Genomic DNA, 24,027 nt, shown 5'->3' with positions numbered 1-24,027 from the left:
ATGGCAGATAATGATCAAAATGATGAGTATAAATTCGCTGAATTAGATTCTTTAGAAAATGAATCTATTGAGAATCCTGAATACAGTCCCAAAAGCACTGCTCCTATGGGGCAAGGCGGAGGGGAGCCAAGAAAAAACATTAAGCGCAATGCCTTAATAGCGATAGGTGTTGTTGTATTTATTATGTTAATGTATAAGTTTATTGGTGGGATCTTTTTTGGAAAATCGACTAAAGTTCCTACTGATGAAAATATAACTCCTACTCCTGTAGCTGAAGTCACTCCATCTCCTCAGCCACAGCCGCTTCCTCAAACGGAAATTCCGCAAGAACCAATACAACAGCCTCAAGTACAACCAGTCCTCCAACAACCAGTTGTTGAGGTGGGCAAAGAGTTAAAACAAAAAGTAGCCTCCATTGAAGTGACACAACAAACAGTTCAATCAGAGGTTAGTTCAGTGAATCAACAAGTGGGTAATGTTAACAATAATGTTAATGCTCTAAGCGCGCAAATCACTAAACTTAATCAAGTAATCAGTGATTTAAGCAATCAAGTAGCAAAACAATCTGAAGAAATTAACGTGTTGATGGAACGTACAAAACCTAAATTAATCAAGAGGATAATTCATGTTCAACCATCAGCACCTCAAATAATTTATTATATTAATGCAGTAATTCCTGGTCGAGCTTGGCTAATTGGCGCAAATGGTTCTACACTTACAGTAAGAGAAGGATCAAAAATCGAAGGATATGGGGTAGTGAAACTAATCGATTCTTTACAGGGTCGCGTGTTAACGAGCTCAGGTCGAGTAATTAGGTTTAGTCAAGACGATAGTTGAGGTTTAGTATGGCTGATACATGTACAGGCGGAACAGCAGCGTGTTGGTTATCAAGTGAAATAAACATTCTGGTGAATGTTGCAAATAATTTAATACCTGTAGAGCGTTTAATTACAGGTGGCGCTTATCTAATTGGTTGTGCTTTTTTATTCAAGGCAATATATAGTTTAAAGGTATATGGTGAAGCACGAACAATGATGTCGAATAATACGAGTATCAAAGAACCTGTAATTTATTTGTTCGTGGGCGCATTATTTATTTATTTTCCATCTGCATTTGAAACAATGATGCAAACGACGTTCGGTTATACAAATGTTCTTCAGTATGCACCAACAGGTGGTAGTAATCCAACGCTGGATACGCTTTTTGGTACTTCAAGTCCTGTTGGAAGATCACTTACGATTGTTATTCAAGTCATTGGCTTAGTTGCCTTTGTAAGGGGGTGGGTGTTGATTGCACGTTCTGCTTCACAGGGACAACCACCAGGAGGGACTGGAAAGGGTTTAATCCATGTTTTTGGAGGAATACTGGCAATTAATATAGTAGGTACTATTCAAATGATTAATAATACATTGTATGGTTCTTAATTGTACAAATTGTTTTTTAGTTTAATTTTAAAATTGGGGAGAAATATGGTGAAAAGTAAAGTCATGAGTAAATCAAGTTATAAATATTGGTTATCCAGTATGGTTTGTTTGGGCATATTGGCCTTAGTCAGCCAAGATGCAGCTGCAGGTGGTATGAGTGTAGGTGCCATGGCATCACAAATTACCTCATCATTTACAAACTTAACCAAATTAATCACTGCTGGTTCTTATTTAGCGGGTTTGGGATTCTCTATTGGTGCGATTATGAAATTTAAACAGCACAAAGATAACCCAACTCAAATTCCAATAGGAACACCAATCGCTCTAGTTTTTATCGCAGCTGCGTTATTGTTCCTACCTTCTATTTTAGGTGTTACCGGAACAACAATGTTTGGCTCAAGCGGTGGTACAACTGCTGGTCCTACTGGTACTGTTTATACTAGTGGCTAGAAATGACCTACTTGTATCATAATGGGATTAGTTCAAACATCCTTTCTCAAGCGAGAGAGGATGTTTAATATATAGACAGTGACTAATTGCCAGTAAAATAGTGCATTCATGTGAGCCAAGAATATGGCGGTTAATCAAGAAAAATTTAAATTAAATTTAATGGCTACGCCAGGTTCATGGCGTTTATATTCAGCCAGAAAGGTCGATGAACGATTTAGGGCTTTTGAGCAAAAAATATTTCAAAGAGATAGATATACCTGTAAATTTTGTGGATTTCAGGCGCGATTATTTCAAGAAATAGTAAATCTTGATAATAATTATACAAATAATAAATTAGACAATTTAGTTACGGCATGCTGCTTTTGTGCACAATGTTTTTTTATTGAATCAGTAGGCGTTGGTGGTTATGGTGGAGGGACTTTAGTTTACCTTCCAGAGCTTACCCAAGCTGAGTTAAACAGTTTATGCCATGTATTATTTTGTGCCATTACCAATGACACAGGGTATAAATCTAGCGCACAAAATATTTATCGAGGATTCAAATTTAGATCACAAATGGTTGAAGAAAAATTTGGTGAGGGAACAAGTGATCCTGCTATATTCGGCCAACTACTAATTGATGCCGGTATACAAGATGAAGAACGAAGATCTAAGTTATTTAAAAATATACTTCTATTGCCTTCCAGAGCGAAATTTCGCAAACAAATTGAAAAATGGGCTGCTAGTGCTTTAGAAGAAATTTCAAGTTAAATGTGAGGAACACAATGGCGCATTGGTCAGAATCTTTTTTCGAGGGAGTAGACACTTTCTTTGCCTGGCTAAGTACTTCACTTAAGCAAACAATAGAATCATATATTGATTTAGAAACAGCCGATAGCCCGACTGTATTAGTAAATCATGATGGTTCTTTATTGTCTGTTTTAAAAATTGAAGGTATATCGGCACTTGCAGGAAGTGTAGAATTTGAACATTTGATTTCGGGGTTGACTAATTCATTTCAAGCTGCTATGGGACGCCCTGGGCATGCTTTGCAGGTGTATTTTAGTCATGATAAACAGAATATAAAAAAATTAATTAATGATACTTATGAGCCAGCAGTTGCTACAGCCAAACGACTCGAACTGAATTTAACAGATTTGTTCGAAGAGCGAGTCAACTATATGTCTATGTATTGTGCCGAAGAGCGTACCTATTTTGTGCTCATTACACGACCATTTAATTTAACTTCAGAGCAATTAAAGGCGGCAAATAAAGCTAAAACGCAAATGATTAAGGATCGGAAGGCTCCTCCTTTCAAGAATACACAAACTATCTACGCAGCGATACCCGAATTACGCGATACTCACGATGCCTACGTTCGTGCCATTATGAATGATCTAGGATCTTTGAATGTTTTTGCGAAATTAATGGAAGTTCATGACGCGATACATGCGATTCGAATGACTGCTGATCCTGATTATACTGCTGATGATTGGCGAGCTAGTTTACCTGGAGACAAAGTTACAATTAGAGAAATTAATGAATTTGACGGTGATGCTTCTGACTTATTATGGCCTTCGTTAGCAAAACAAGTTTTTCCTCGCGATGCAGAAGCATTAGATCTACGCACAATTAGGGTCGGGGATAAGATTTATTCATCAACATTTATTGATTTATTTCCAAAGGATATAAGACCATTTATTCATTTATTTGCACGTATATTACCTTCACATGTTCCATGGAGAATTTCATTTCTAATTGAGAGCGAAGGACTTTCAACTATTAAACTAAAAGGGCTCCTGGCTGCAATTTTAAGTTTTAGCTCAGCACAGAATCGTTTAATTAGTGATTCAGTGAATTTATTAAAATACATACATCTTAATACTGATGAATCGATAGTTCGCTTACGAGTTGTTGCAACTACATGGGCTCCTGAAGACAGATTGGCTTTATTACGTCAAAGAAGTTCAGAGTTAGTGAAAGCGATTGAAGGATGGGGCTCCACGGATGTTTCTGAAATTTGTGGAGATCCTTTTGGAGGATTTGTTTCCAGTATGTTAGGAGCTACTCTCAACAGTACAGCAGTTCCAACAGTCGCTCCTCTGAGCTCAGTAATTTCCATGTTACCTATAACACGACCTGCTTCACCCTGGATAAAAGGAGCATTACTTTTTAGAACACCTGATGGAAAGCCTTGGCCTTTCCAGCCTGGATCAACGGAACAAACTACATGGATTGATTTGGTTTATGCACGTCCAGGTTCTGGTAAATCTGTATTATCAAATGCGATCAATCTTGCTTTATGCTTATCCGGTGGTTTATTGCGTCTGCCGCGTATCGCAATTATTGATATTGGCCCATCAAGTAGTGGACTTATTTCATTATTGAAAGAAGCATTGCCCGCTTCGAAACGACACTTGGTTGCTTATCATCGTTTAAGAATGACACCAGAATATTCTATTAATCCTTTTGATACACAGTTAGGGTGCCGGTATCCTACGGCGTTAGAACGCGCATTTTTAGTTAACTTTATTACTTTGCTAACAACACCTTTAGGTGCCGAAAAGCCTTATGATGGTATGCCTGATCTTGCAGGTATGGTGGTGGATGAATTATACAAAAGTTTAGCTGATGAATATAATCCTTCACCCTACTCTCCTGGAGTAGAGGAGTTTATTGATAGTATTTTAGAGGAAATTGGTTTTGTCCGTGATTCAAAATCAACATGGTGGGAAGTAACAGATTCACTTTATTCAGCTGGTTTTACGCATGAGGCTATGCTGGCACAAAGATATGCAATGCCTTTATTGGCTGATGCGGCATCAATTTGTAGAACTCCATCTATTGAAGATTTATATGAAAGAATTACTGCACCTACTGGTGAATCATTAATCAATGCATTTTCGAGAATGATCTCTGCGGCGGTTCGCGAATATCCTATATTGTCACGCGTCAGTAGTTTTGATATTGGAGATGCGCGAGTTGTATCATTAGACCTTGATGAAGTGGCTAAAAGTGGTGGTGATGCTGCGGACAGACAAACTGCTGTTATGTATATGTTAGCGCGTTATGTTTTAGCAAGGCATTATTACTTAACTGAGGAAAGTTTAAATAATATACCAGAACAATATAAGGAATATCATAAACAAAGAGTTCAGGAAATTCGTGAAGATCATAAACGCATTGTTTATGATGAGTTCCATCGTACTTCAAAATCTTCTGCGGTTCGTGAGCAGGTAATTATTGATATGCGCGAAGGACGGAAATGGAAAGTACAAATTGCGTTACTTTCACAGTCAGTAGATGATTTTGATCCAGTAATGATAGATTTCGCTACTTCTATTTACATTATGGATGCAGGTCCATCACAAGCGATAGAGAAAACAACGTCAATATTTGGACTTTCTGAAACAGCGAAAACAGCTTTGCGTACACGAGTACATGGCCCCAGAGAAGGAGGTGCAACCTTCTTAGCGCAATATGCGACTAAAACAGGGGTAAATGTGCAGTTACTTACTTTGACTTTAGGACCAGTAGAGTTATGGGCTTTTAGTACTACCGCTGAAGATGCTACTGTGCGGAATCATCTGTATCGTCACCTTGGTCCTGGGGAAGCTAGGCGTCTTTTGGCAGTATTATTTCCTAATGGTTCGGTTGCTCGAGAGGTGGAAAACAGATTGAATGCGATGAAAGAAAAAATTGGTTTAATTGAAGATGAAATAAAAGAAAGTGTTATCGAACAATTAATTAACGATATTCTTGATGCATATTCGAAAAATCCTGATCTTAGGAGCTTGCCATCTAAAGTCACTTAAGATTTCTTAAAGGGGCTTTATTGGTAAGCTAATAATTACCTTTAAGCCACCTTGAATATTATTAGTGAGAGTAATATCACCTTGATGCATTTGAATAATTTCTCGAGCTATGGTTAATCCAAGACCAGTACCGCCAGTACTACGTGAACGAGAGCTTTCGCCACGATAAAAAGGCAAAAAAACCTGCTCTAGATCAGATTCTGCTAATCCTGGTCCTTGGTCTGTAATTGTAATTTCTATTTTATTTTCTAAACAAGAAAGATGAATCATGGCTTTATAACCATAATGCACTGCGTTATTAATTAAATTATTAAAAGCTCGTTTAAGTAAATTAACAGTACCGTAATAAACTAATTTGGGATTTTCACTAATGAAGCTCACATCATAATTGAGTTCAATAGCGTCCTCTTTTAATGATGAAATTAAGGCTACTAGATCAAACAGCTGAGGCTTCTCTTCAACATTTATATCTCTAAAATAATCGAGTGTTTCTCGAATCATGAGTTCCATTTCATTGATATCAGCCATTATTTTGTTGTAATTAGGATCATTTGCTAAATATTCTGCTCGTAATTTTAAACGGGTAAGCGGGGTGCGTAAATCATGCGAGATTGCAGTAACTACGCGGGTACGATTCGCCAAAAGCTTATTTACCTTTTCTTGTAGATCATTAATTTTTTTAAAAATAACCCTTTGATCCTGATTGCCTGTTATGGGGATAGGTAACCAATTCTCTTGATGTTCACTATAATGAAGACTTTGAATTAAAGTATGTATTGGTTGATTTAATGTTTTAACGGCCCAGTAGTTAATGAAAAATAAGACGCCAATTAAGATAAGAAACAAGCTAATTACTGAATTTGTTTCTCTTGGGAAAGGAGAAATAACGCGAATGTTAAGCCAATTATTTTCTTTTATAAATGCAGAGAACTCTAATTTATTATTTTGTTTAATTAAATTAAAAAGTATGGAGGTTTTTAAAGTCAATAGAGCGTGTTTATTGAATAATGGTTTAGTAGATAATGTTATTTCAGCCCAAGAAGTGCTTCGGTTACGTAAAATTACAGGCCATAAAGATTGGGGGTTTTTTTGTAACAACGTTACTAACTGGACTAACGATCGAACAGCTTTGGGAGGAAGAGGAGAACGAATATTTTCATAATAATATTTTCCCAACTGCATAAAAGAAAAAATAACTAAAAGGTTACCTAGTATTAATCCGATTAACGTTTTTTTTGCTGTTCTAGTAAGTTGACTCATGCCCAATCAACCTTAGTTTTGAATTGATAACCTCCTCCACGTATTGTTAATAATAATCGTGGATTGCGTGGATCAATTTCTATTTTTTTACGTAAACGTCCAATTAGGACATCAATTGTTCTATCTTGTGAATCAAAGTTTTTGTCATAGAGTAAGTCCATTAATTGATCACGGCTTAAAATACGTCCTGGATGCTCTAAAAAAATGATTAACAACTCATATTCACGATGACTTAAAGGGATTGCAACAGAATCTTTATCAACCAAGGAATGTGTGTTGCGATCAAGAATCCAATTATCAAAATGTATTTGTTGTAATGGCGTAAGCTTTTTATGATCAATCTCAAGTTCGCCTTGAGTTCGCCTTAATTGAGCTTTGACTCGGGCTAATAACTCACGAGAACTAAAAGGTTTGGATATATAGTCATCTGCACCTAATTCTAATCCGGCAACTTTATCTGCTATGCTGTTTGCCGCGCTAAGCATAATAATAGGCATACTGTGTGTTTGACGAATCGTTTGGCATAAATGTAACCCATCGATCCCTGGTAGCATAATATCTAATATAATCAAATCAAAATTATTTTCTCTTAATAACTGTTTGATATTCAAACCATTCAAAGTCCATGTAGTACGAAAACCATTTTTAATTAAGTAGTCATTAATCAAGTGCGTAATTTCTTGATCATCATCAATAATCAGTATATGACTTTTTCTTGTGCTCATGAATCACCTGATGAGAATAGATATAGAACTTCGGTGTTACTTATAACTTTGAAGAGAATGTATTATAAACTGTATTTTCTTCACTTCATTATATACCAATAAATTCTTTGGTATTTAGCATTGTAACATTGTTGTTACAATAAACAGTTTATTTGTCATACTCCTATTACATTGTTTCATTACACTCAATATTGAAACAGACAGGAGAAAAAAATGAATATTAAGCGGTTTTTATTAATTAATAGTATGGCTTTGAGTTTATTGGGGGCTTCAATTGCATCGGCCCAACCATTGGTAAGTGGTGCTGGTACCTCCACGAATCAATCGTCGCACTATCGCCAATCCATGAACAAAATATTGACCCCACAACAACGCGCAGAGCTGGTTAAAATTAAGAAAAATTTGCGAGTTCAAATGAGTCCCTTAATTAAAGAAAAACGTGCGCTTAGTTTGCAAATAAGAGGTAAAATAGCTACTCCAAATGCAAAATGGAGCGATATATCTGGCTTGCTGGAAAAAAGAAACGCCGTGGAAATGAAAATAAGTACGTTATTGGCTAAAACTCAATTACAAACCTACCAAAAATTGGGTATTTTATTACCGATTCATCATCGTCATCATCATTGCCAGGTCCAAAATAAAAATGTGGCAAAAAAATAATAAATTACTTTATGATGGTTTCGTATTTCAAATACGAAACCAATTACTTTTGCAAATGAACCTAATTCACCATCTAATTTAAAATAGACCTACAGAGGAATGGAGGATAGATAAGTCTATTTTCTAAACAACTAATCTATCTGAACTAACGTTCTGCTTGCAAAGCTGGATCTTGTATATAAACGCAACACATATCCAGAGGAATGCAATTGTCAACAACCCATAAATAAGAAACTACCCTCACTAAAAATAAGACCATTATTAGGTAATTTAACTTGACAAAACGAATTAATTTTGGCCAGATTGGAGTATAGGAAAAAGGAGAATGGAATGAAATTAAAAATTGATAGAACCTCGTTTTTCAACTCCTCTAAATCTCATACAGCGACTATAGAGACTGAAAAGGAACTTCGTTTAATCCGGGCTGCTTGTGTTATCCAGCGATGGTGGAAGCAGTTGCATCTTAAACAAACCGCTTTAGATTCATTTCACTATGTTCATGAGCTGATGTCACTCGAACAAGCTCATCAGAATTCTTTTCCCCAATTAGAAAAATTCATTCTGGCACCTAAGACATTAAAAACAACACATCAATTATTAATGCATCTGGAACAAGCTAAGGATGTAATTTTACCTTCTCGTATGAGCCTCTCAAATGTATACCAGGCCGAACGTCAATTTCTAGCGGCTTATATGATTGTCAGTAAATCTAAGTTTCTCTTTGAAACTCCTACAGATATTGACGAACTTTTACTCTCTCGCGCCGAGGAAATGCTTAAGTCTTTTGAAGATTTATGCGCATTTATGAGTCATGTTTATTTAAAAGAAGATGCTCCCTCCATACTATCCTTGGCAGATAAAGTACTTTCTGGTTTTAATACCGGAAAAATAAAAAGTGATTATCTTTTTATGACTGGAGGGCGAGATTATTTAGAGTCTTTTCATAACAAGCAAATGGCTTATTATGAAGTATTCACTGAATGGGAGTCTAAAAATCGCTATAAACTTGCAACAATTTTAATCGCTAAATATTTAGAAATAGAATCACAAAGGTTTAGAGCACTACACAGTCTTGATCCAAGAATGCTAGAACTCTATGAAGGCTATGGTAATCAACAAGAAACCCTAAGAAAAAGGCTTCGATTGTTGCTTGGTGAAGAAGGTATTCACATGCTTTCAGAAGAGTTAAATAAGCTTCAAGATTCACTTGAGTCAAATAAATGGATAACCTCTCCTAACGATGCATTAATCCATGAGCTCGCATTAAACCCAAAATTACTACTTTCGTCTGAGGCCTGCATAATACGTCCACAAAAAGATATTAATGCAGCAATAACAGCTTTAACCCAAGAGAGCACAAATGTAGATTTGATGCTTGATGTATTAAGTGAAATACGCAATACATTATCAATGTTTACTCCTAATAACAGGCAACAATTCATTAAATTACAGCAAGCTTTTAGTAAGGAGGCGATGAAAACCCAAATTGAAGCATTGGGTTTGCAAGAGGGACTGCATGTAGTCATTACTACATTATTTGAACAAATTCAATTTCTAGAGTCGCCAGTACACTTACAAGAAACGAAGCTCTTTCTTAAAAATATGAATCAACGGATGAATGAAGCAGAGGATACCGGCATCTTGCTAAAAGAAGCTCTAGATTATCTTTATTATAAAATGTCGCAAATTAATTTGGAGCTCAATAATTTTCATATTAATCAATCACGTGGGTTAATTTCGAAAAATATTGTTGCTTTTGAGCAAAGAAAATTTCAGGAACGATTATCCAGAAAGCAATTTAATCTTCAATTTGTTTTGGGATGGATTGATAAGTTTGTTAGTGCACCACAAGATTATCGATTTGATCTATCCATTTTATGTTCACAACATCTTGGATCATATGTATCGACTGCATTATTAGTTGCAGTTTTGCAGCAACCTGAAAACATGGTGTTACACACGATTCCGGAGACTTTTTATCTGGATCGTATAAAAGTAATACATTGGCATGCCCAATATCAAAATTTAATTTATACAGCTACTGTCCTAGGCTATTTAGAAACATTCTGTCACGACTATGGTGTGATGCTTTCTTCTGAGGAATTATTGCAACAAAAAAGTAGATTAGTTCATGCCTTAGAGGCGGGAGCACTTAATTCTCCTCAAGAAAAAGCAGATGATCTTATAGCAATCATCAATCGATTGTTAATAAAAAATAAAAAGGAGTTAACAATTATTGATCAAGACACTCTCAGGGTATTAGTAGAAAAATGTTGCTTAGGTACAAATCAAGTTACCCAAATTATTAATAAACGTTTAGGAGATCAGTTGTCATTTTATTTATTGAAGGGGCATTTCCCAGAGCAAGCCGTTTCTCTAGCTAGAAGGTATGGTTTAGAAGCTGAACTCAATAAGTTAGGTAAGGAAATATTGCCGGTACTACGCCTGCATACTAAAGTTCATGGTACATTTTATCAACAACAAATGGAACAATGTTTATGGAAGCCGCTATTTACTGTACTGCGACAATCTGCAATTCCGACCACACTTCCTAGTTTATTTGCGCCTGAACTTGAGAATATTTGTAGTACCCATACCTTCATCCATAAATTTACTTTTGTGCTTAGTGGATTGGCATTAATTCAACAAGCTGTCGTTTATTCCGATATGTGGAATTTAAATCTAACGATAAAAAATACCACTTTAAAAGAGCTCGCTGTCTCATTTGGCTTAATCGACATGATAAAAAATCCAAATATTACTAAAAATGCCATTGAAAGTAGGCTAATGGAATTGATGCAACATGTTGCCAATGAATATGAACTTCCTTATGAAGCATCGGATAAGCACAAAATGGCACGTATGATGCACTTAGCAAAAGATGAAAAATCCTTGGGTTGTAAAGCGTTTCTGGATGAATTGATCAATCAGACAAAACAGTTTGTAATGGAAAATAAAGTTCCAATTAATTCGAGTAATCTGGTGGGAGAATTTAAAGAAGAAATAAGTCAAATTGGTATAAAAACAAAAGAGCTGATTCAACAAATCAAAAATGCGCAACACCCATATGAGATATCTCCAGAAGCAGCAGCTATTCCGTTGCTTCGTTCAGGAAGAGCAATTGGAGAAGAAGTGTAATACAATGAAGAAAATATCGATTACGGTGTTATTATGTTCCTTATAGTGCATCAGCACACTTTTCAATCACAATTTGTGCTACTAATTCTGCAAATAGGTTATAGCTTTGTATTCTGTGAGAAGTAGCTCGCCAAGCGAGACCGATTTGTCTATAAGGATGATCATTTTTTAGGGGAACAGCAACCAAATCGGTGTTTGCAAGGATCCGACTGTTAATCGCCAAGTTAGGCAAAAAAGTAATGCCTGGTTGGTGATTTACCATTTGGATTAAGGTATGTAAACTGGTGGCAAAAAATGAATTGATTTTTTCACTTTCTTTAAGTTGACAAGCTTGTAATGTATGTTCAGTCAGGCAATGTTCTTTTTCCAAGAGAAAGATACTGTTTTCCGGTAGCTTTGTTATTTCCGTATCAAATCCTTGATGCAACCAACTTTTGGGTAAAACAAGTTTAAAATAATCATTACATAATATTTTTGTTTGGAAGTTTGCTGTTGGATAGGGAAGAGCCAATATAACAAGATCAAGTTTTCCTTCACCCAAATAGTTTAAAACATTATCCGTTGTATCTTCTCTGATGAATAGAGATAAATCGGGATAAAGCTGCTGACATAAAACTTGCAGATCGCTTAAAATAAATGGGGCAATGGTGGGAATAACACCAAGATAAAATTTTCCCTGCATTGCTTTTCCCTGATTTTTCGCATAATCGAGTAATTCATTGTTTTGTTGAAGCATGAATCGAGCACGACGTACGATTTCTTCCCCTAAAGAAGTAAATAGAAATGTTTTATGATCTCTTTCCAATAACTGAGCGTTTAGTGTCTCTTCAAGATTTGTAATAGCAGCGCTCAAAGTGGATTGGCTAATAAAACATGCTGTAGCTGCACGACCAAAATGTTGGTGATCATATAAGGTAATCAAGTAATGGAGTTGTTTTAAACTAATTAATTTATTCATCGTTTTTTTCGATTAATTAAATCGATTTTATTCACTTTATATAATTATATACCCTATCTATAATTTAATTAACTAATAAATGAGGAGAAGTTCATGTTAACTATTGGTCAAAAAATACCGGAATTTTCTATAGTAGCTGTGAAACCTGGGTTTAATAATCATGAAGAGAATGGTGTAAGTGCTTTTGAAACTATTACTGAAAAAAGCTTTCCAGGAAAATGGAAAATAGTGTTTTTCTACCCTAAAGACTTTACTTTTGTATGTCCAACAGAAATTGTTGAGTTTGCAAAATTAAATGGTGAGTTTAATGATAGAGATGCAGTGGTATTAGGAGGAAGCACAGACAATGAGTTTGTGAAATTGGCTTGGCGTAGAGAACACAAAGATTTAAATCAACTTAATCAATATAGTTTTGCAGATGTTCAAGGAAAATTAACGGATGGTTTAGGTGTTCGTGATGAAGAAAGTGGCTGTGCATTAAGAGCAACATTTATCATTGATCCAAACAATATGATTCAGCATGTTAGCGTTAACTCACTCAATGTAGGTCGTAACCCTCAAGAAGTTTTACGTATTTTAGATGCTTTACAGACAGATGAGTTATGTCCTTGCAATCGCCCAATTGGTGGTGAAACATTATAAAACAAGATACTCCTGCCAATGAGGCAGGAGTATTTTAAAGGAGCGGATTATGTCTATTGAACAATTAAAACAGGCGATTCCTGATTTTGCTAAAGACATTCGTCTTAATTTGAGTACTTTATTTAGTAATATTGCTCAGTCTGGTTTAACTGATGCTCAATTTTATGGTGTCGCATTAGCTGTAGCCTATACCTTAAACAATAAAAGTCTGATAAACGCGATTAAAACAAATGGAGCAATCCATATTTCATCTGAATTAGAACAGGCCGTAAAAACAGCAACGGCTTTAATGGCTATGAATAATGTGTATTATCGTGCAATTCATTTGGCAGAAAATAATGAACTTTCCACTTTACCAGCTCATTTACGTATGAATGGGATGTTAAATCCAGGTGTGCCCAAAGCTGATTTTGAGTTGTTCGCTTTGGCAGTATCGGTGATTAATGGGTGCGGAATGTGCATTAGTTCTCATGTAAGACAATTATTAGAGCATGGGTTGGATAAAATTGCTGTGCAATCGGTGCTTCGTATTGCTGCTGTTTTAAATGCTTCATCATTTGTTTTAGCACAAGAAGAGTGATAATGTATTAAAGCTTAGTCAGGATGAAATATTGATATTTTGTCTTGATTACGCTTTACATTGTCTTAGCCAGAAAGTTAATTGCCTTTGCTCGGATAAGCTAAATAATAAATAATTTTCCAATGACCTTGTTGATCTCGTTGAAAAACATCCAACCCCTCATCTACAGTTCTTGAAATAACTTTTCCCTGTTTATAAATTTGTAAATACCACGTGACTCGAACACTTGCCAAGTCGTTAGAATGATAGACCTGATGAAGTTTAAAGTGGTATTTATAGTCACGGTTTTCTTGAAAAATTTTCTTAAATCCATTGCAGATCGACTCGTAGTTTTTTCTAGGAGCTCCTTGGTAATTAGCTTCTACATGAACAGAAAATAAATCACAAGAGCCTGCTAAGTCTTTACGATTAAAGGCATCAGTCCACACAGAAAAAATATGTTGAAATAGCGGCATGGCGTTGTTTTTTTCTGCAGCAAATGCATTGGGTATTATGAAACATAAATTGATAAAAAATACGATTAATCCTCGAATCATTTTTTTCTTCTTGATTAGGCATCTTGCCAGCCTTCGGGCTCTAAGGGAATGATTATCCATAAGATAATATAGGCAATAAATGCAGCGCCTCCAAGTAAGAAAAAGATAACAAAAATTATTCTCATCCATACTGGATCTACACCAAAATAAATGCCTAATCCGCCGCATATTCCAGCAATTTTTCTATCTTTACGTGAACGCCATAGTTTTTTATAAGGTGGATGATTACGCATAACTTACCTTGATGTTGGGTGTGTAAACCACTTTTTACCCTCTACAAAACGGGCAATCATCATGCAGCTTACACTGTTACATGTTACATTAAGCATTGTAGCAATCGGATCAATGATAATACTTATTGCAGCAATAATCATTAAAACTGAGGGAGGAAATCCATAAACACTTAAAATGAGTAGTTCCCCAAGCATTCCTCCACTAGGAATTGCCCCCATTACGGTGCCAACCAATAAAGAAACTCCTAATGCGGTGAGTAAAACACTAGGCTCAGAAAAATTTAAATGAAAAATGCCAAACAGAAAAGCAATTTTGAAAACACCGCCGATCACTGAACCATCTTTGTGAATAATAGTACCCAAGGGAATTACTGTTTCATAAATTTCAGGAGCAACTTTCATTTTTTTGACACCAATTAAATTGGCAGGAATGCTTGCAGCACTACTGCATGTTGCAATTGAGGTAACTGCAGGTAGAAAGATATTACGCCAAAATAATTTTATTCCTTGTGTTTTACCTGCCAAATAGGCAAAGAAGGTATTGATAAGGATAAAATATAGGAGTCCAAAAGAGTAATAAAGAATACCAACCCGAAGATAGTTCGTCATTAATTGCGGGCCTAAATCGTGAACTAAGACGGCAAAATAAGCAAAAAAACCAAGCGGAGCATAGTACATGATTAATGTAAAAACACGCATGAAAATCTCTTCTCCTGCTTGTAAAAAACCAATAAATGGTTTGTCTTTTTCATGAGTATTGGATGCGGCAAGTCCAACAAAGATTGAAAAGACGATTAAAGCAAGAATATGCTTATGAGAAAGTAAATGGCTGAATTCCGAAACCGTAAAAATTTCTGGAATCTGCTCTAAAAAACTCAGCGTGGATGTTTTTGCAGGAACAGCCAAGGGTAGAACAACATTGTGGGCAGGTGGAAAGAGATGAACGACAAAAAGAGCATAAATTGCTGCTATGATACCCGTAAATAAAAAAGTAACCGTCATATAAAAAGCAATTTTGCTTAGTTTCCCCATAGAACCAATACGTGCAATGGCAGAACTGACACTAAAGAAAATTAATGGAACAATTGCCGTAAAAATGAGATTAAGAAAAATTTCACCAAAAGGTTTTAAATAATGAGTTATTTGGCTAAAAAAACAACCGGTGAAACCCCCAAGAAGAATCGCTGAAATTAAAATCAGCGAAAAAAGGTAAGATTCAGAAACTTTTTTTGCCCCAGTCATTGGTCCAACATCCTCAAATGTGTTTTTATTTTTGATTAGGAAGTCCCTATTGTATCTCTTTGCTTATAGAACGCGCCATAGCAGGGGTTTTCCAGTTATGTAGTGATATTTGATCATAAAATGCAATCATTGAATTAATAATTTGCAGCAGGTATAATGCGGGGCGCTTATAATGTAACCCACTTGGAGGATCGTTATGCCCGCAGTTAGCCCTGTAGTTTACAATCAAGCTAATCTTTTCTCTTGGCAACAAGAGCTACCTCAAGTACAGTCACAAATATCGGAAAAATCACGCATAATCGAAGAGCAAAGACAATTTCTTAATCCACTTCAGCGACAATTGGATACCACAAACCGACTGATTTCAATCACTCAAAGCCAACTTACTAATGCAAATATCAGTAGTACCCAAGATATGTTCCACCATATGCATGACCACCACCATGATCATCACCATCATCATGGAGATGGGGTGCTGCATTATGTAGGTGATTTCGCAAGAGAATGGAATAGAAGTCAATTACAAACTGAATTAGGACGTTTACAGGTAGAACGTATCTCACTCCAAAATCAAATGCGACCTTATGAACGGGTAATCGGGGAAGTTAATGCTGAGTTGACTCAGCTTCAATCTCGGAAATCATTTTTAATCAATCACATACGTGATGCCGAATTATTTTTACGGACTTTGCATGAAAACCCTTTAGAGTTAGTGCAAACATTAGCCAATAAGCTGCAAAAAGCATTTAATGACTATGAAGATACTCATCTTACAGGCCTTTTTCCCCAAGTACGGATTAGCTTGATTGCTGCACGTTACGGGTTAGATGAATTAACTCGTTATGAAAGTGGATATAATCCTGAGGCATTGCAATTTCAGCCCACACATAGAGCTAACTATTTGCGCTTATGTGGCTTTATATGGGATATGTATTCTCGAGTAAAACAAGAAAGCCAAGATGCTGAATTTGAAAAAACGCTAGCGGAGCTTGTGGAAAGTACCCATGTGCTTCAACATGGAGACTTACCTGATCAGTGGCAAACAAATTATAGTGCAAATGCATGGTTTGATACATCTAAAAACGCCAACTTAGGGGTTTTTGCAATTCAACCTGCACAATTAGAAAATATAGAAGAACAAATTTTTAATGATGGGTTGGTTCATTTAAAACGAAACAATGTTTTATCCAATGTGCAAAGACATATTATGAATGCGGCTGAGTTAATTGAGGCTGAAGTCGCAATGAAAAAGCAAAAACAGGAACCCATAGATTACCATTTTTACGGTAGAACAGTTTGTGTTTTAACAGATGTATTCAATAATCCTAATGATATACAGGCTGCAAAACGTTTAGGCGATATTGCTGAATTTGCTTCTGGGAGTCCTTCAGTAGGCAAACAAGTTTTAGGTGGTTTACTGATTGCCTTAGGCGTATTACTTATTGGTGCAAGCGTTGCAGGTCTCGTGACGACGTTGGGTTCCAGTTCTGCATTAAGTGCTGTAGGAATAGCTTTGGGGCTGAGTTTACTGCAAACCCAAGTTGTTTTAGGGGTTACGTCTACCGTGGTTGCTGCTACAGGAATTGGATTAACCTTTTTTACAGGTCCAAATACAGTTAAATCTGGACAACGCCAAGGTTTATCTCAGGGACTTATTGATGTTAAAGAAGACATTGAGCATTCTGTTACCTACCATTAATTCATTTCTTACATGAGAACTTTTTGCCATGCCCTATACTTGAAAGGATGGCAAAAAAAATTTAGGACTTTAGTAAAAGCCTAATCTCTTTTATTTCTAGGATAATCAAGATGATGCATCAATATTTCTTTAGGCAACGAACTTCTTCTGATGTGCATGAAGCAAAAACTCAAGACTGCTGTATTCAAATCCCTTCATTGAATGATATCGAACAAATGCATGGAATGCCTGCTGGCTCTGAAGAAGATCAGTTCAATCGCTTAAAGCATATGAGCCAATTAATCTCAGAAATTCGTGACAATGATTCCGATTTATCAGTCATGGATACGGATCAAGTTAAGTTGCCTCGCTATTGGAGTCAATTATTTGCTGCAATGAATAAAGGAGATGAGCAAGCCGCATTAAGATGTTTTGCGAAAATTCCTGAAGAAGATACGATACTTAATGCGGTATTAAAAGTTCATACTCCAAAATATTTACAACACATTATTATTGATTGTATCCAAGCACGGCATACAGGACAGAAACAATTAAACTCCGATATTGTGATTACGCCTAAAACTTTAGAAGTCTTAATTAAAGATATCGCAATGACTTTAGAGCACTCGGGAAAGATTCATTTTTCTTTTGGACTACCTACGCATCATGCTTATAGTGATGAAGGCAGTGGTTTTTGTGTTTTAAATAAAACGGCTATCTTACTTAAATATGTACAAAGCCTTCATCAAGAACCACTCAAACACATTATTGTAGGCACCGATGTGAATCGAGATAATGGCTTATGTGATATTTTGATGCAATCTGCTTCAGACATGGATATATGCCATATCGATGTTTTTGATTCTCGTGTTTATCCTCAACAGGATAATTCTTTTATCAATAAATTATTCAAGAAAAAGGGCAAGGATGAGGGACAAGAAATTCATTCATGGGCGAAGGGAAGTTTTCAGTATTTTGCGGTAGATTTAAGCGCAACACTTCGTAAACCTGGAACCGTTCATCCTGCATTGGTTTTTGCTCTAGAGGAAATCGAGTCTCAAATAGAAAGCGCAAAAGAAAAGGGCCAGAAAATAGTGCTTTTTCTACCAACGGGTTGGGATTCTCATGAGGCTGAAACAGCTTATTGTGGGAAATTTGTTGATGGTAAGTTAATGAGTAAAGCAGAAGCAAAAAAAACACGTTTTAATGAAGCAGATTTAACTTATTTTTATGAGAATCTCTTTCAAATAGTTCAAGAAAATAAGGAACATATTAAACGAGTATATTGGGGTTTGGAAGGGGGGTATGATCGTTCTATGTATGAGCAACAAATCCGTTTATTGATGTCCCTTATTTTAAACAAGTTGGTACATCAGGATAATTATCAAATTGAATCTGATGATAGCTCTATGAAAATCGACTAAGGTAAATAGTAATAGGGGTTGGGTAATTTAAATACTTTTTGAGCATACCCGCCTTTTAGATCGCTGTATTGATCACCTATAGAGGCGACAATCGTATAACCTTTTTCCGTGATTGTTTTTCGTGTATGCGATTTAAATGGAATAATGGATTTAGATGAATAATCCATAGGGCGTAAATAGAGACCGGCCCATTGACTATAGCCTTCTTTAATTAAATTTTGCTCTGTAGCTTTGCGCTCTGATTCATTTCTTCCGGTGACAAAAAATACTTTGACATTATGAGCAAGGGCATCTTGATATAAAGCAAGCATAGGCTTAATGGCTGGGGCTTTTGCCGTCATTATATCTTGATGATATTGTTTACGATTCCCACCGAAATCACGTTGAATCATTGAGTTATAATTGGATAAACTAGTCTCATCAATGTCTAAAACAATAGCAAGTTTCTTGGGCAGTTTTTCTTTTTTATTTAGATTGGCTTGCTGATCGATGTATTTTTGTGCCTTATGAATAACTTGGGTTAGCTCTTTTTGATAAACCCCAGAATCATGATAATTTTTGAGCTCATTCTTTACTACAGTTAAATTAGGAGGTTCTGCAAAAGTTGGACCTGAAAATAGAATCACTGTACCTAATGTTATTGCGCTAAGTGATTGACTAACTAAATACCTCATTATCTATCCAATTTGCATTAAATTGGATGTAATTATATAAATATTTTAATTCTTGTCAAATTAAGTGGCAAGCTGATTCGAAACTTATGGTGAGCCCAAGGTTAATGCTTATATAGATAGCCTGCTCATCCTCAGTTATAATGATTCTTTATTTTGTTTAAATTGCTATTCCTATGCATCTGAAACAATTGAAATTAGCGGGTTTTAAATCTTTTGTTGATCCCACGGTAGTACATTTTCCAAGTCAATTAGTAGCGGTTGTTGGTCCGAATGGTTGTGGGAAATCAAACATCATTGATGCCGTACGTTGGGTTATGGGGGAGAGTTCTGCACGAAATTTGCGTGGTGAATCGATGATCGATGTCATTTTTAATGGTTCTTCTCATCGTAAATCTGTAGGTCAAGCCTCAGTTGAATTGGTATTTGATAACAGCCTTGGACGTTTAACCGGTCCTTTTGCCAGCTATGGTGAAATTGCAGTTAAGCGTGTAGTTACCCGTGATGGTGATTCTTCTTATTACCTAAATGGGAGTCGCTGTCGTCGTAAAGATATTACTGATATTTTTCTTGGTACTGGAGCAGGCGCTCGTGGTTATTCAATTATTGGACAGGGTACGATTTCTCAACTTATTGAAGCGAAACCTGAGGAGTTAAGGGTATTTTTTGAAGAGGCTGCTGGAGTTTCTAAGTATAAAGAACGTCGACGTGAAACTTTGCAACGTATTGCTCATACGCGTGAAAATTTGACTCGCGTAGCAGACATTCGAGATGAATTAGAGAAACAATTACAACGTTTGGAACGGCAAGCTAAAGCCGCGGAGCGTTATCTCATTCTTAAAGATGAAGAACAATTATGTCGTGCAGAAATTTTGGCACTTAAATGGCAAGATTTGGTAAGCCAACAAGAAGCAAAACAACATCAATTGCAGGACTTGGCAGTGCATTATGAGCAGCAACAAAGTGCACTCACCAACGTGAATAAAGAACGTATTATTTTAAACGAAAAAATTTATGATGTAGATGAGCAAACCCAACAAATTCAAGCTGGTTTTTACCAATTAGGCACTGAAATAGCACGTTTGGAGGAAACCATCCAGCAACAAATGCGCGAGAAGAAACGCCTGGAACAAGACCAACAGCAAATGCAAGCGGATTGGCAGGCTATTGCGGAACAATGGCAAGAGGATAAAGAAGATTTGCTTCGTTGCCAACAGAATGCTCAAAGTTTAGCAGAGAAGCTCGAACAATTAAGTGTTCAATTTAAAGAGCAAGATGCAAGTTATCAAGAAACCCAAAAACAGCAGGTACAATGGGAGCTACATTGGCAAGAAGTTCAAACGCATGCCAACAATCTGCAAAGAGAATTTCAAGTGGCACAAGTGCAAGCACAGCATTTAGAAGAAAAGTATCAGCAAACGCTTTTAAGACTAGAAAAACTTAAATTAGAACAAGAATCTATCTCAATAAACGAATTACAACAGACACAAAAAAAATTACAAGAACAACATATTAAGCTCATTGCAGATCAGGAATTTGATGAGCGTCAATTAAATCAAAGTCAAGAAAGTACAGAGCAACTACGAACTAAGTTACAAGAAATCGAACAGCAATTACATGGAGTGCAAGATGATTTTCATCGAGCCAATACGGAGCATGCTGCGTTAATAGCTGCCCAGCGTGCGGCACGACAAGGCGTGAAAAAAAATAAAAAAGGCATTCAAGAGTGGTCCGAAAAACCAAGATTAATGGATGTTTTGCAGGTTGAGAGTAAATGGCAAACTGCATGTGAGCGAGTACTCAATGAAACATTGCATGCCTATGTTTTAGAAACTTTTGATGAGCTGTGGCCGCAACGAGTAAATTGTGAACATCAGGGTGAATGCATTGTTACTTTAATAAATAGAAATACTCAGTCTGATTCTCGTCCACGCCTTATGGATAAAATACATGGAGTAATACCTGCAAATGTATCTCCATTAGAACATATTTATGCTGCTGAACATTTTGACGAAGCATTAAGCTGGTTGCCTGAATTAGAGGGATATCAATCGATTATTACTCCAGAGGGTTTTTGGTTAGGACAAGGATGGGTAAAATTTGTTAATTCTGAAGAGCAAGATGATGTAGGTTTCTTGGTACGTCAACAAAAAATTGGAGATTTGTCATTGCTGGTTCAAGAGTTACAACAGAGGATAGATGTGCTAAGAGCAGAGCGTGATCATACCCATCTACAATTACAAAAAGGTTTAAAGGATATTGAACTGCAACAGCTTAATGTCAACACCAGTAATGAAGCATTAAGGACAAATGGTTCAGCACTAAGTAATAATGAACAAGCGATTTCTCATGCAGAAAAACAAGCAATTGTTTTAACTGTTGAATGTGAAGAATTGCAATTTCTTCTGGAAGAAATTGCAGCTGAACAATGTAATATCAAAGAAAAATTGCATTCTTTAGAAGGGCAATATCGTGAATATGAGCAACGACAAGAAGAGTGTTTACACGAAAAACAAGAATGGTTAGATGGTTTAACATTAAAAAAGAAACAAGTAGAAGAGTCTCGATTGCAACTACATCAAGCAGAGTTGGAATATGATCGAGAAAAAAACAAAATACAACAGCTTGAAGATCGTATTCAGAGAGAAAAAGAACGTTTAGATATTTTGCAAGAACGTCTTGAACATATAGCGTTGCTTTGTTTACAAACTGAAGAGCCAGGGATAGAACTTAAAGACCAACTGGCGCAACAATTACAAAAGCATAGCGAGGTAGAGTCACAATTAACTTTAAGCAGAGAGCAATTGTTGCAGTTGAGAATGGAGCTTGAAGATTGTGAGAAAAATATTTTAAACTGTGATGTAGAGGTCAAACGTATTCAAGAGCTCATTGCGCAAGTTCGTATGGAGGAGCAAGCTTTAGCAGTGCGAGCAAGCTCAGTACAAGAATCATTAGATGAATCTGAGTTACAAGCGCAAGTTGTGTTAGAACAAATACCTAAGGGTATAACACAAAGTATACGCGAAGATGAGCTAATTGCTCTTGCAGAGAAAATTAAACGTTTAGGGGCAATTAATCTAGCGGCAATTGAGGAATTTGCTACTGAGCAGCAACGTAAAGTATATTTAGACGAACAATATAATGACTTAAGCGAAGCTTTGGCAACGCTGGAATCTGCCATTGATAAGATGGATAAAGAAACTCGATTGCGATTGGAAAATACTTTTGAGGAAGTAAATACTTCATTTAAGGCACTTTTCCCACGTTTGTTTGGTGGAGGAAGAGCGCAGCTTGAATTAACTTGTGATAATCTGTTGGAAGCTGGTATTGTAGTAATGGCACAACCCCCAGGAAAACGTAATAGTACGATTCATTTGTTATCTGGAGGGGAGAAGGCAATGACGGCTGTAGCATTGGTATTTGCTATTTTTCAGTTAAATCCTTCACCATTTTGTATGTTAGATGAAGTAGATGCACCTTTAGATGATGTAAATGTGGGGCGTTTTTGCACTTTGGTGAAAGAAATGTCACAATTTGTGCAATTTCTCTTTATAACACACAATAAAGTGACAATGGAGTTGGCAGATCATTTGATTGGGGTAACTATGCGTGAACCAGGGGTATCGCGCTTGGTTGCGGTTGATGTAACACAAGCTTTGGCGATGGAGTAGATGATGCAGGCAAATTGGAGCTTAATTCTTAATGTCCTGTTGTTGATTGGTGTCATTGTAGCAATTTGGCGCTTAATGAAGGCTCGAAAACAGAGCTTAAGTCCAGAACGTTACCAACCCAGTCTGGGAGTATCAGAGAAGAATACAGCTGGTGCGCAGAATTATAGTGATGACATTATTGCTGTACGTAAAGTCAATGTCACTTCTAGTTTAGGTAATGAAGTAGAAAAAGATGATGATTTGCCATTATTTAAAAAGCCTACTGAAAATGTTTCGTCTCCTCGTTTGTTGCCGGAAGATAATGAAAATGAAATCAAATTAAAAATTGACCCTAAACCAGAACCAAGAATAGAAATACAAACGACACCAAAGAATGATGTTCCTTCTACTTTAATGATACTTCTGCTTGCAAAAGAAAACAGGCAATTCGCTGGGTATGAGTTATTACAGACAGTTTTAGCAGTTGGTTTACGCTTCGGTGAAGGACATTTATTCCATCGCCATCAGTTCCCAAATGGTCAGGGACCGGTTTTGTTTAGTCTAGCCGCAGCAACAGCAACAGGGGTTTTTGACTTACAGAATATAGGTGCTTTTAGTGTACGTGGTTTATGTTTATATATGCACTCTTCAAAAAATTCAGGTATTGATAAAGAACGTTTGGCAGTTATGTTAGAAACTGCGCGACAGTTAAGTGAAGAGTTAGATGCGCATTTGCTTGACGATCGACGTAAGCCTTTAACAGAAGAGCGAATTTCTCGCTATTATCAATCATTACAAATAAATCCATCTTTTGAATCGGTGGCCGCATCATCTTGACTTATTGAAATACAAGGTTGGGCTACGTTATTTTATATAAAGCCCAACTTACAGCAACTATCTTAATATCAATGCTGGGTGTTTTTGTGCAACAATTTATACTCTTATTCCCCTTGAACTCTAAG

The 24,027-nt window shown here is 36.3% G+C and carries 20 protein-coding genes; 13 read left to right on the top strand and 7 right to left on the bottom strand.

What is annotated here, in order from left to right; translation table 11 throughout:
* From icmG to Lsan_RS18940, 5 genes are all read left to right on the top strand, one after another.
* Positions 1-837: a type IVB secretion system protein IcmG/DotF gene (icmG, locus tag Lsan_RS18960; RefSeq protein ID WP_058515673.1), complete on the top strand. Its 837-nt coding sequence runs from the start codon at positions 1-3 to the stop codon at positions 835-837.
* Between the two features lie 8 nt (positions 838-845).
* Entirely contained in the window at positions 846-1,424 is a 579-nt protein-coding gene (locus Lsan_RS18955; protein WP_058515672.1) for a hypothetical protein, read from the top strand.
* 45 nt (positions 1,425-1,469) lie between these two features.
* Positions 1,470-1,874, top strand: a complete 405-nt coding sequence (locus tag Lsan_RS18950) for a hypothetical protein (protein ID WP_058515671.1) — start codon at positions 1,470-1,472, stop codon at positions 1,872-1,874.
* A 123-nt stretch (positions 1,875-1,997) separates the two neighbouring features.
* Positions 1,998-2,624, top strand: coding sequence for a type IVB secretion system protein IcmJDotN (gene icmJ / locus Lsan_RS18945; protein ID WP_058515670.1), 627 nt, complete (start codon positions 1,998-2,000; stop codon positions 2,622-2,624).
* A gap of 14 nt (positions 2,625-2,638) precedes the next feature.
* Positions 2,639-5,668, top strand: a complete 3,030-nt coding sequence (locus tag Lsan_RS18940) for a type IV secretion protein IcmB (protein ID WP_058515669.1) — start codon at positions 2,639-2,641, stop codon at positions 5,666-5,668.
* A 6-nt stretch (positions 5,669-5,674) separates the two neighbouring features.
* Here the strand turns inward: Lsan_RS18940 and Lsan_RS18935 are convergent, their stop codons facing one another.
* Together Lsan_RS18935 and Lsan_RS18930 are read right to left on the bottom strand one after the other, a co-directional pair.
* Positions 5,675-6,928: a sensor histidine kinase gene (locus tag Lsan_RS18935; protein WP_058515668.1), complete on the bottom strand. Its 1,254-nt coding sequence runs from the start codon at positions 6,926-6,928 to the stop codon at positions 5,675-5,677.
* Positions 6,925-7,653, bottom strand: coding sequence for a response regulator transcription factor (locus tag Lsan_RS18930; RefSeq protein ID WP_058515667.1), 729 nt, complete (start codon positions 7,651-7,653; stop codon positions 6,925-6,927). Before Lsan_RS18930 ends, Lsan_RS18935 begins: the two co-directional genes overlap by 4 nt.
* Before the next feature lie 213 nt (positions 7,654-7,866).
* On the opposite strand from Lsan_RS18930, the gene Lsan_RS18925 reads away from it, so the two are divergent.
* Positions 7,867-8,313, top strand: coding sequence for a hypothetical protein (locus Lsan_RS18925; RefSeq protein ID WP_058515666.1), 447 nt, complete (start codon positions 7,867-7,869; stop codon positions 8,311-8,313).
* 330 nt (positions 8,314-8,643) lie between these two features.
* Positions 8,644-11,451, top strand: a complete 2,808-nt coding sequence (locus tag Lsan_RS22405; RefSeq protein ID WP_162265627.1) for a TCP11-related protein — start codon at positions 8,644-8,646, stop codon at positions 11,449-11,451.
* Between the two features lie 40 nt (positions 11,452-11,491).
* On the opposite strand, the gene Lsan_RS18905 is transcribed toward Lsan_RS22405, so the two are convergent.
* Positions 11,492-12,409 (bottom strand): hydrogen peroxide-inducible genes activator, encoded by a 918-nt coding sequence (locus tag Lsan_RS18905; RefSeq protein WP_058515664.1) that lies wholly within the window; start codon positions 12,407-12,409, stop codon positions 11,492-11,494.
* A gap of 93 nt (positions 12,410-12,502) precedes the next feature.
* Here Lsan_RS18905 and Lsan_RS18900 point away from each other — a divergent pair, with 93 nt between their 5' ends.
* Complete coding sequence (locus Lsan_RS18900; RefSeq protein ID WP_058515663.1) at positions 12,503-13,051, top strand: peroxiredoxin; 549 nt, start codon at positions 12,503-12,505, stop codon at positions 13,049-13,051.
* Between the two features lie 49 nt (positions 13,052-13,100).
* Positions 13,101-13,631, top strand: a complete 531-nt coding sequence (locus tag Lsan_RS18895) for a carboxymuconolactone decarboxylase family protein (protein ID WP_058515662.1) — start codon at positions 13,101-13,103, stop codon at positions 13,629-13,631.
* 77 nt (positions 13,632-13,708) lie between these two features.
* Here Lsan_RS18895 and Lsan_RS18890 read toward each other — a convergent pair whose 3' ends face one another.
* From Lsan_RS18890 to Lsan_RS18880, 3 genes are read right to left on the bottom strand one after another with little or no spacing between them, the layout of a single operon-like run.
* Positions 13,709-14,167 carry a YybH family protein gene (locus Lsan_RS18890; protein WP_058515661.1) on the bottom strand — a complete coding sequence of 153 codons (459 nt, stop codon included), beginning with the start codon at positions 14,165-14,167 and terminating at the stop codon, positions 13,709-13,711.
* A gap of 14 nt (positions 14,168-14,181) precedes the next feature.
* Positions 14,182-14,400, bottom strand: coding sequence for a PspC domain-containing protein (locus Lsan_RS18885; protein WP_058499833.1), 219 nt, complete (start codon positions 14,398-14,400; stop codon positions 14,182-14,184).
* Between the two features lie 3 nt (positions 14,401-14,403).
* The gene (locus Lsan_RS18880; RefSeq protein WP_058515660.1) at positions 14,404-15,642 is read right to left on the bottom strand and encodes a dicarboxylate/amino acid:cation symporter; all 1,239 of its coding nucleotides are present in this window, start codon (positions 15,640-15,642) and stop codon (positions 14,404-14,406) included.
* Positions 15,643-15,838: 196 nt separating this feature from the next.
* Between Lsan_RS18880 and Lsan_RS18875 the strand changes: the two genes are divergently transcribed.
* Together Lsan_RS18875 and Lsan_RS18870 are read left to right on the top strand one after the other, a co-directional pair.
* The gene (locus tag Lsan_RS18875) at positions 15,839-17,341 is read left to right on the top strand and encodes a hypothetical protein (protein WP_058515659.1); all 1,503 of its coding nucleotides are present in this window, start codon (positions 15,839-15,841) and stop codon (positions 17,339-17,341) included.
* 110 nt (positions 17,342-17,451) lie between these two features.
* Entirely contained in the window at positions 17,452-18,744 is a 1,293-nt protein-coding gene (locus Lsan_RS18870; RefSeq protein WP_058515658.1) for an arginase family protein, read from the top strand.
* On the opposite strand, the gene Lsan_RS18865 is transcribed toward Lsan_RS18870, so the two are convergent.
* The gene (locus tag Lsan_RS18865) at positions 18,741-19,418 is read right to left on the bottom strand and encodes an HAD family acid phosphatase (protein WP_058515657.1); all 678 of its coding nucleotides are present in this window, start codon (positions 19,416-19,418) and stop codon (positions 18,741-18,743) included. The genes Lsan_RS18870 and Lsan_RS18865 overlap by 4 nt on opposite strands.
* A 173-nt stretch (positions 19,419-19,591) precedes the next feature.
* Here Lsan_RS18865 and smc point away from each other — a divergent pair, with 173 nt between their 5' ends.
* A complete protein-coding gene (gene smc / locus Lsan_RS18860) occupies positions 19,592-23,086 on the top strand; it encodes a chromosome segregation protein SMC (protein ID WP_058515656.1) in 3,495 nt (1,164 codons plus the stop codon).
* A gap of 3 nt (positions 23,087-23,089) precedes the next feature.
* Complete coding sequence (locus tag Lsan_RS18855) at positions 23,090-23,902, top strand: cell division protein ZipA C-terminal FtsZ-binding domain-containing protein (protein WP_058515655.1); 813 nt, start codon at positions 23,090-23,092, stop codon at positions 23,900-23,902.
* Positions 23,903-24,027 lie beyond the last annotated feature (125 nt).

Source organism: Legionella santicrucis, from assembly GCF_001468135.1.
GTDB classification, from domain to species: domain Bacteria; phylum Pseudomonadota; class Gammaproteobacteria; order Legionellales; family Legionellaceae; genus Legionella; species Legionella santicrucis.
This window is presented reverse-complemented; position numbering and strand designations above follow the sequence as displayed.

Bases quoted from the DNA above. Each gene is read 5' to 3' on its own strand.
- icmG (WP_058515673.1), top strand. From the start codon at position 1: ATGGCAGATAATGATCAAAATGATGAGTATAAATTCGCTGAATTAGAT.
- Lsan_RS18955 (WP_058515672.1), top strand. From the start codon at position 846: ATGGCTGATACATGTACAGGCGGAACAGCAGCGTGTTGGTTATCAAGT.
- Lsan_RS18950 (WP_058515671.1), top strand. From the start codon at position 1,470: ATGGTGAAAAGTAAAGTCATGAGTAAATCAAGTTATAAATATTGGTTA.
- icmJ (WP_058515670.1), top strand. From the start codon at position 1,998: ATGGCGGTTAATCAAGAAAAATTTAAATTAAATTTAATGGCTACGCCA.
- Lsan_RS18940 (WP_058515669.1), top strand. From the start codon at position 2,639: ATGGCGCATTGGTCAGAATCTTTTTTCGAGGGAGTAGACACTTTCTTT.
- Lsan_RS18935 (WP_058515668.1), bottom strand. From the start codon at position 6,928: ATGAGTCAACTTACTAGAACAGCAAAAAAAACGTTAATCGGATTAATA.
- Lsan_RS18930 (WP_058515667.1), bottom strand. From the start codon at position 7,653: ATGAGCACAAGAAAAAGTCATATACTGATTATTGATGATGATCAAGAA.
- Lsan_RS18925 (WP_058515666.1), top strand. From the start codon at position 7,867: ATGAATATTAAGCGGTTTTTATTAATTAATAGTATGGCTTTGAGTTTA.
- Lsan_RS22405 (WP_162265627.1), top strand. From the start codon at position 8,644: ATGAAATTAAAAATTGATAGAACCTCGTTTTTCAACTCCTCTAAATCT.
- Lsan_RS18905 (WP_058515664.1), bottom strand. From the start codon at position 12,409: ATGAATAAATTAATTAGTTTAAAACAACTCCATTACTTGATTACCTTA.
- Lsan_RS18900 (WP_058515663.1), top strand. From the start codon at position 12,503: ATGTTAACTATTGGTCAAAAAATACCGGAATTTTCTATAGTAGCTGTG.
- Lsan_RS18895 (WP_058515662.1), top strand. From the start codon at position 13,101: ATGTCTATTGAACAATTAAAACAGGCGATTCCTGATTTTGCTAAAGAC.
- Lsan_RS18890 (WP_058515661.1), bottom strand. From the start codon at position 14,167: ATGATTCGAGGATTAATCGTATTTTTTATCAATTTATGTTTCATAATA.
- Lsan_RS18885 (WP_058499833.1), bottom strand. From the start codon at position 14,400: ATGCGTAATCATCCACCTTATAAAAAACTATGGCGTTCACGTAAAGAT.
- Lsan_RS18880 (WP_058515660.1), bottom strand. From the start codon at position 15,642: ATGACTGGGGCAAAAAAAGTTTCTGAATCTTACCTTTTTTCGCTGATT.
- Lsan_RS18875 (WP_058515659.1), top strand. From the start codon at position 15,839: ATGCCCGCAGTTAGCCCTGTAGTTTACAATCAAGCTAATCTTTTCTCT.
- Lsan_RS18870 (WP_058515658.1), top strand. From the start codon at position 17,452: ATGATGCATCAATATTTCTTTAGGCAACGAACTTCTTCTGATGTGCAT.
- Lsan_RS18865 (WP_058515657.1), bottom strand. From the start codon at position 19,418: ATGAGGTATTTAGTTAGTCAATCACTTAGCGCAATAACATTAGGTACA.
- smc (WP_058515656.1), top strand. From the start codon at position 19,592: ATGCATCTGAAACAATTGAAATTAGCGGGTTTTAAATCTTTTGTTGAT.
- Lsan_RS18855 (WP_058515655.1), top strand. From the start codon at position 23,090: ATGCAGGCAAATTGGAGCTTAATTCTTAATGTCCTGTTGTTGATTGGT.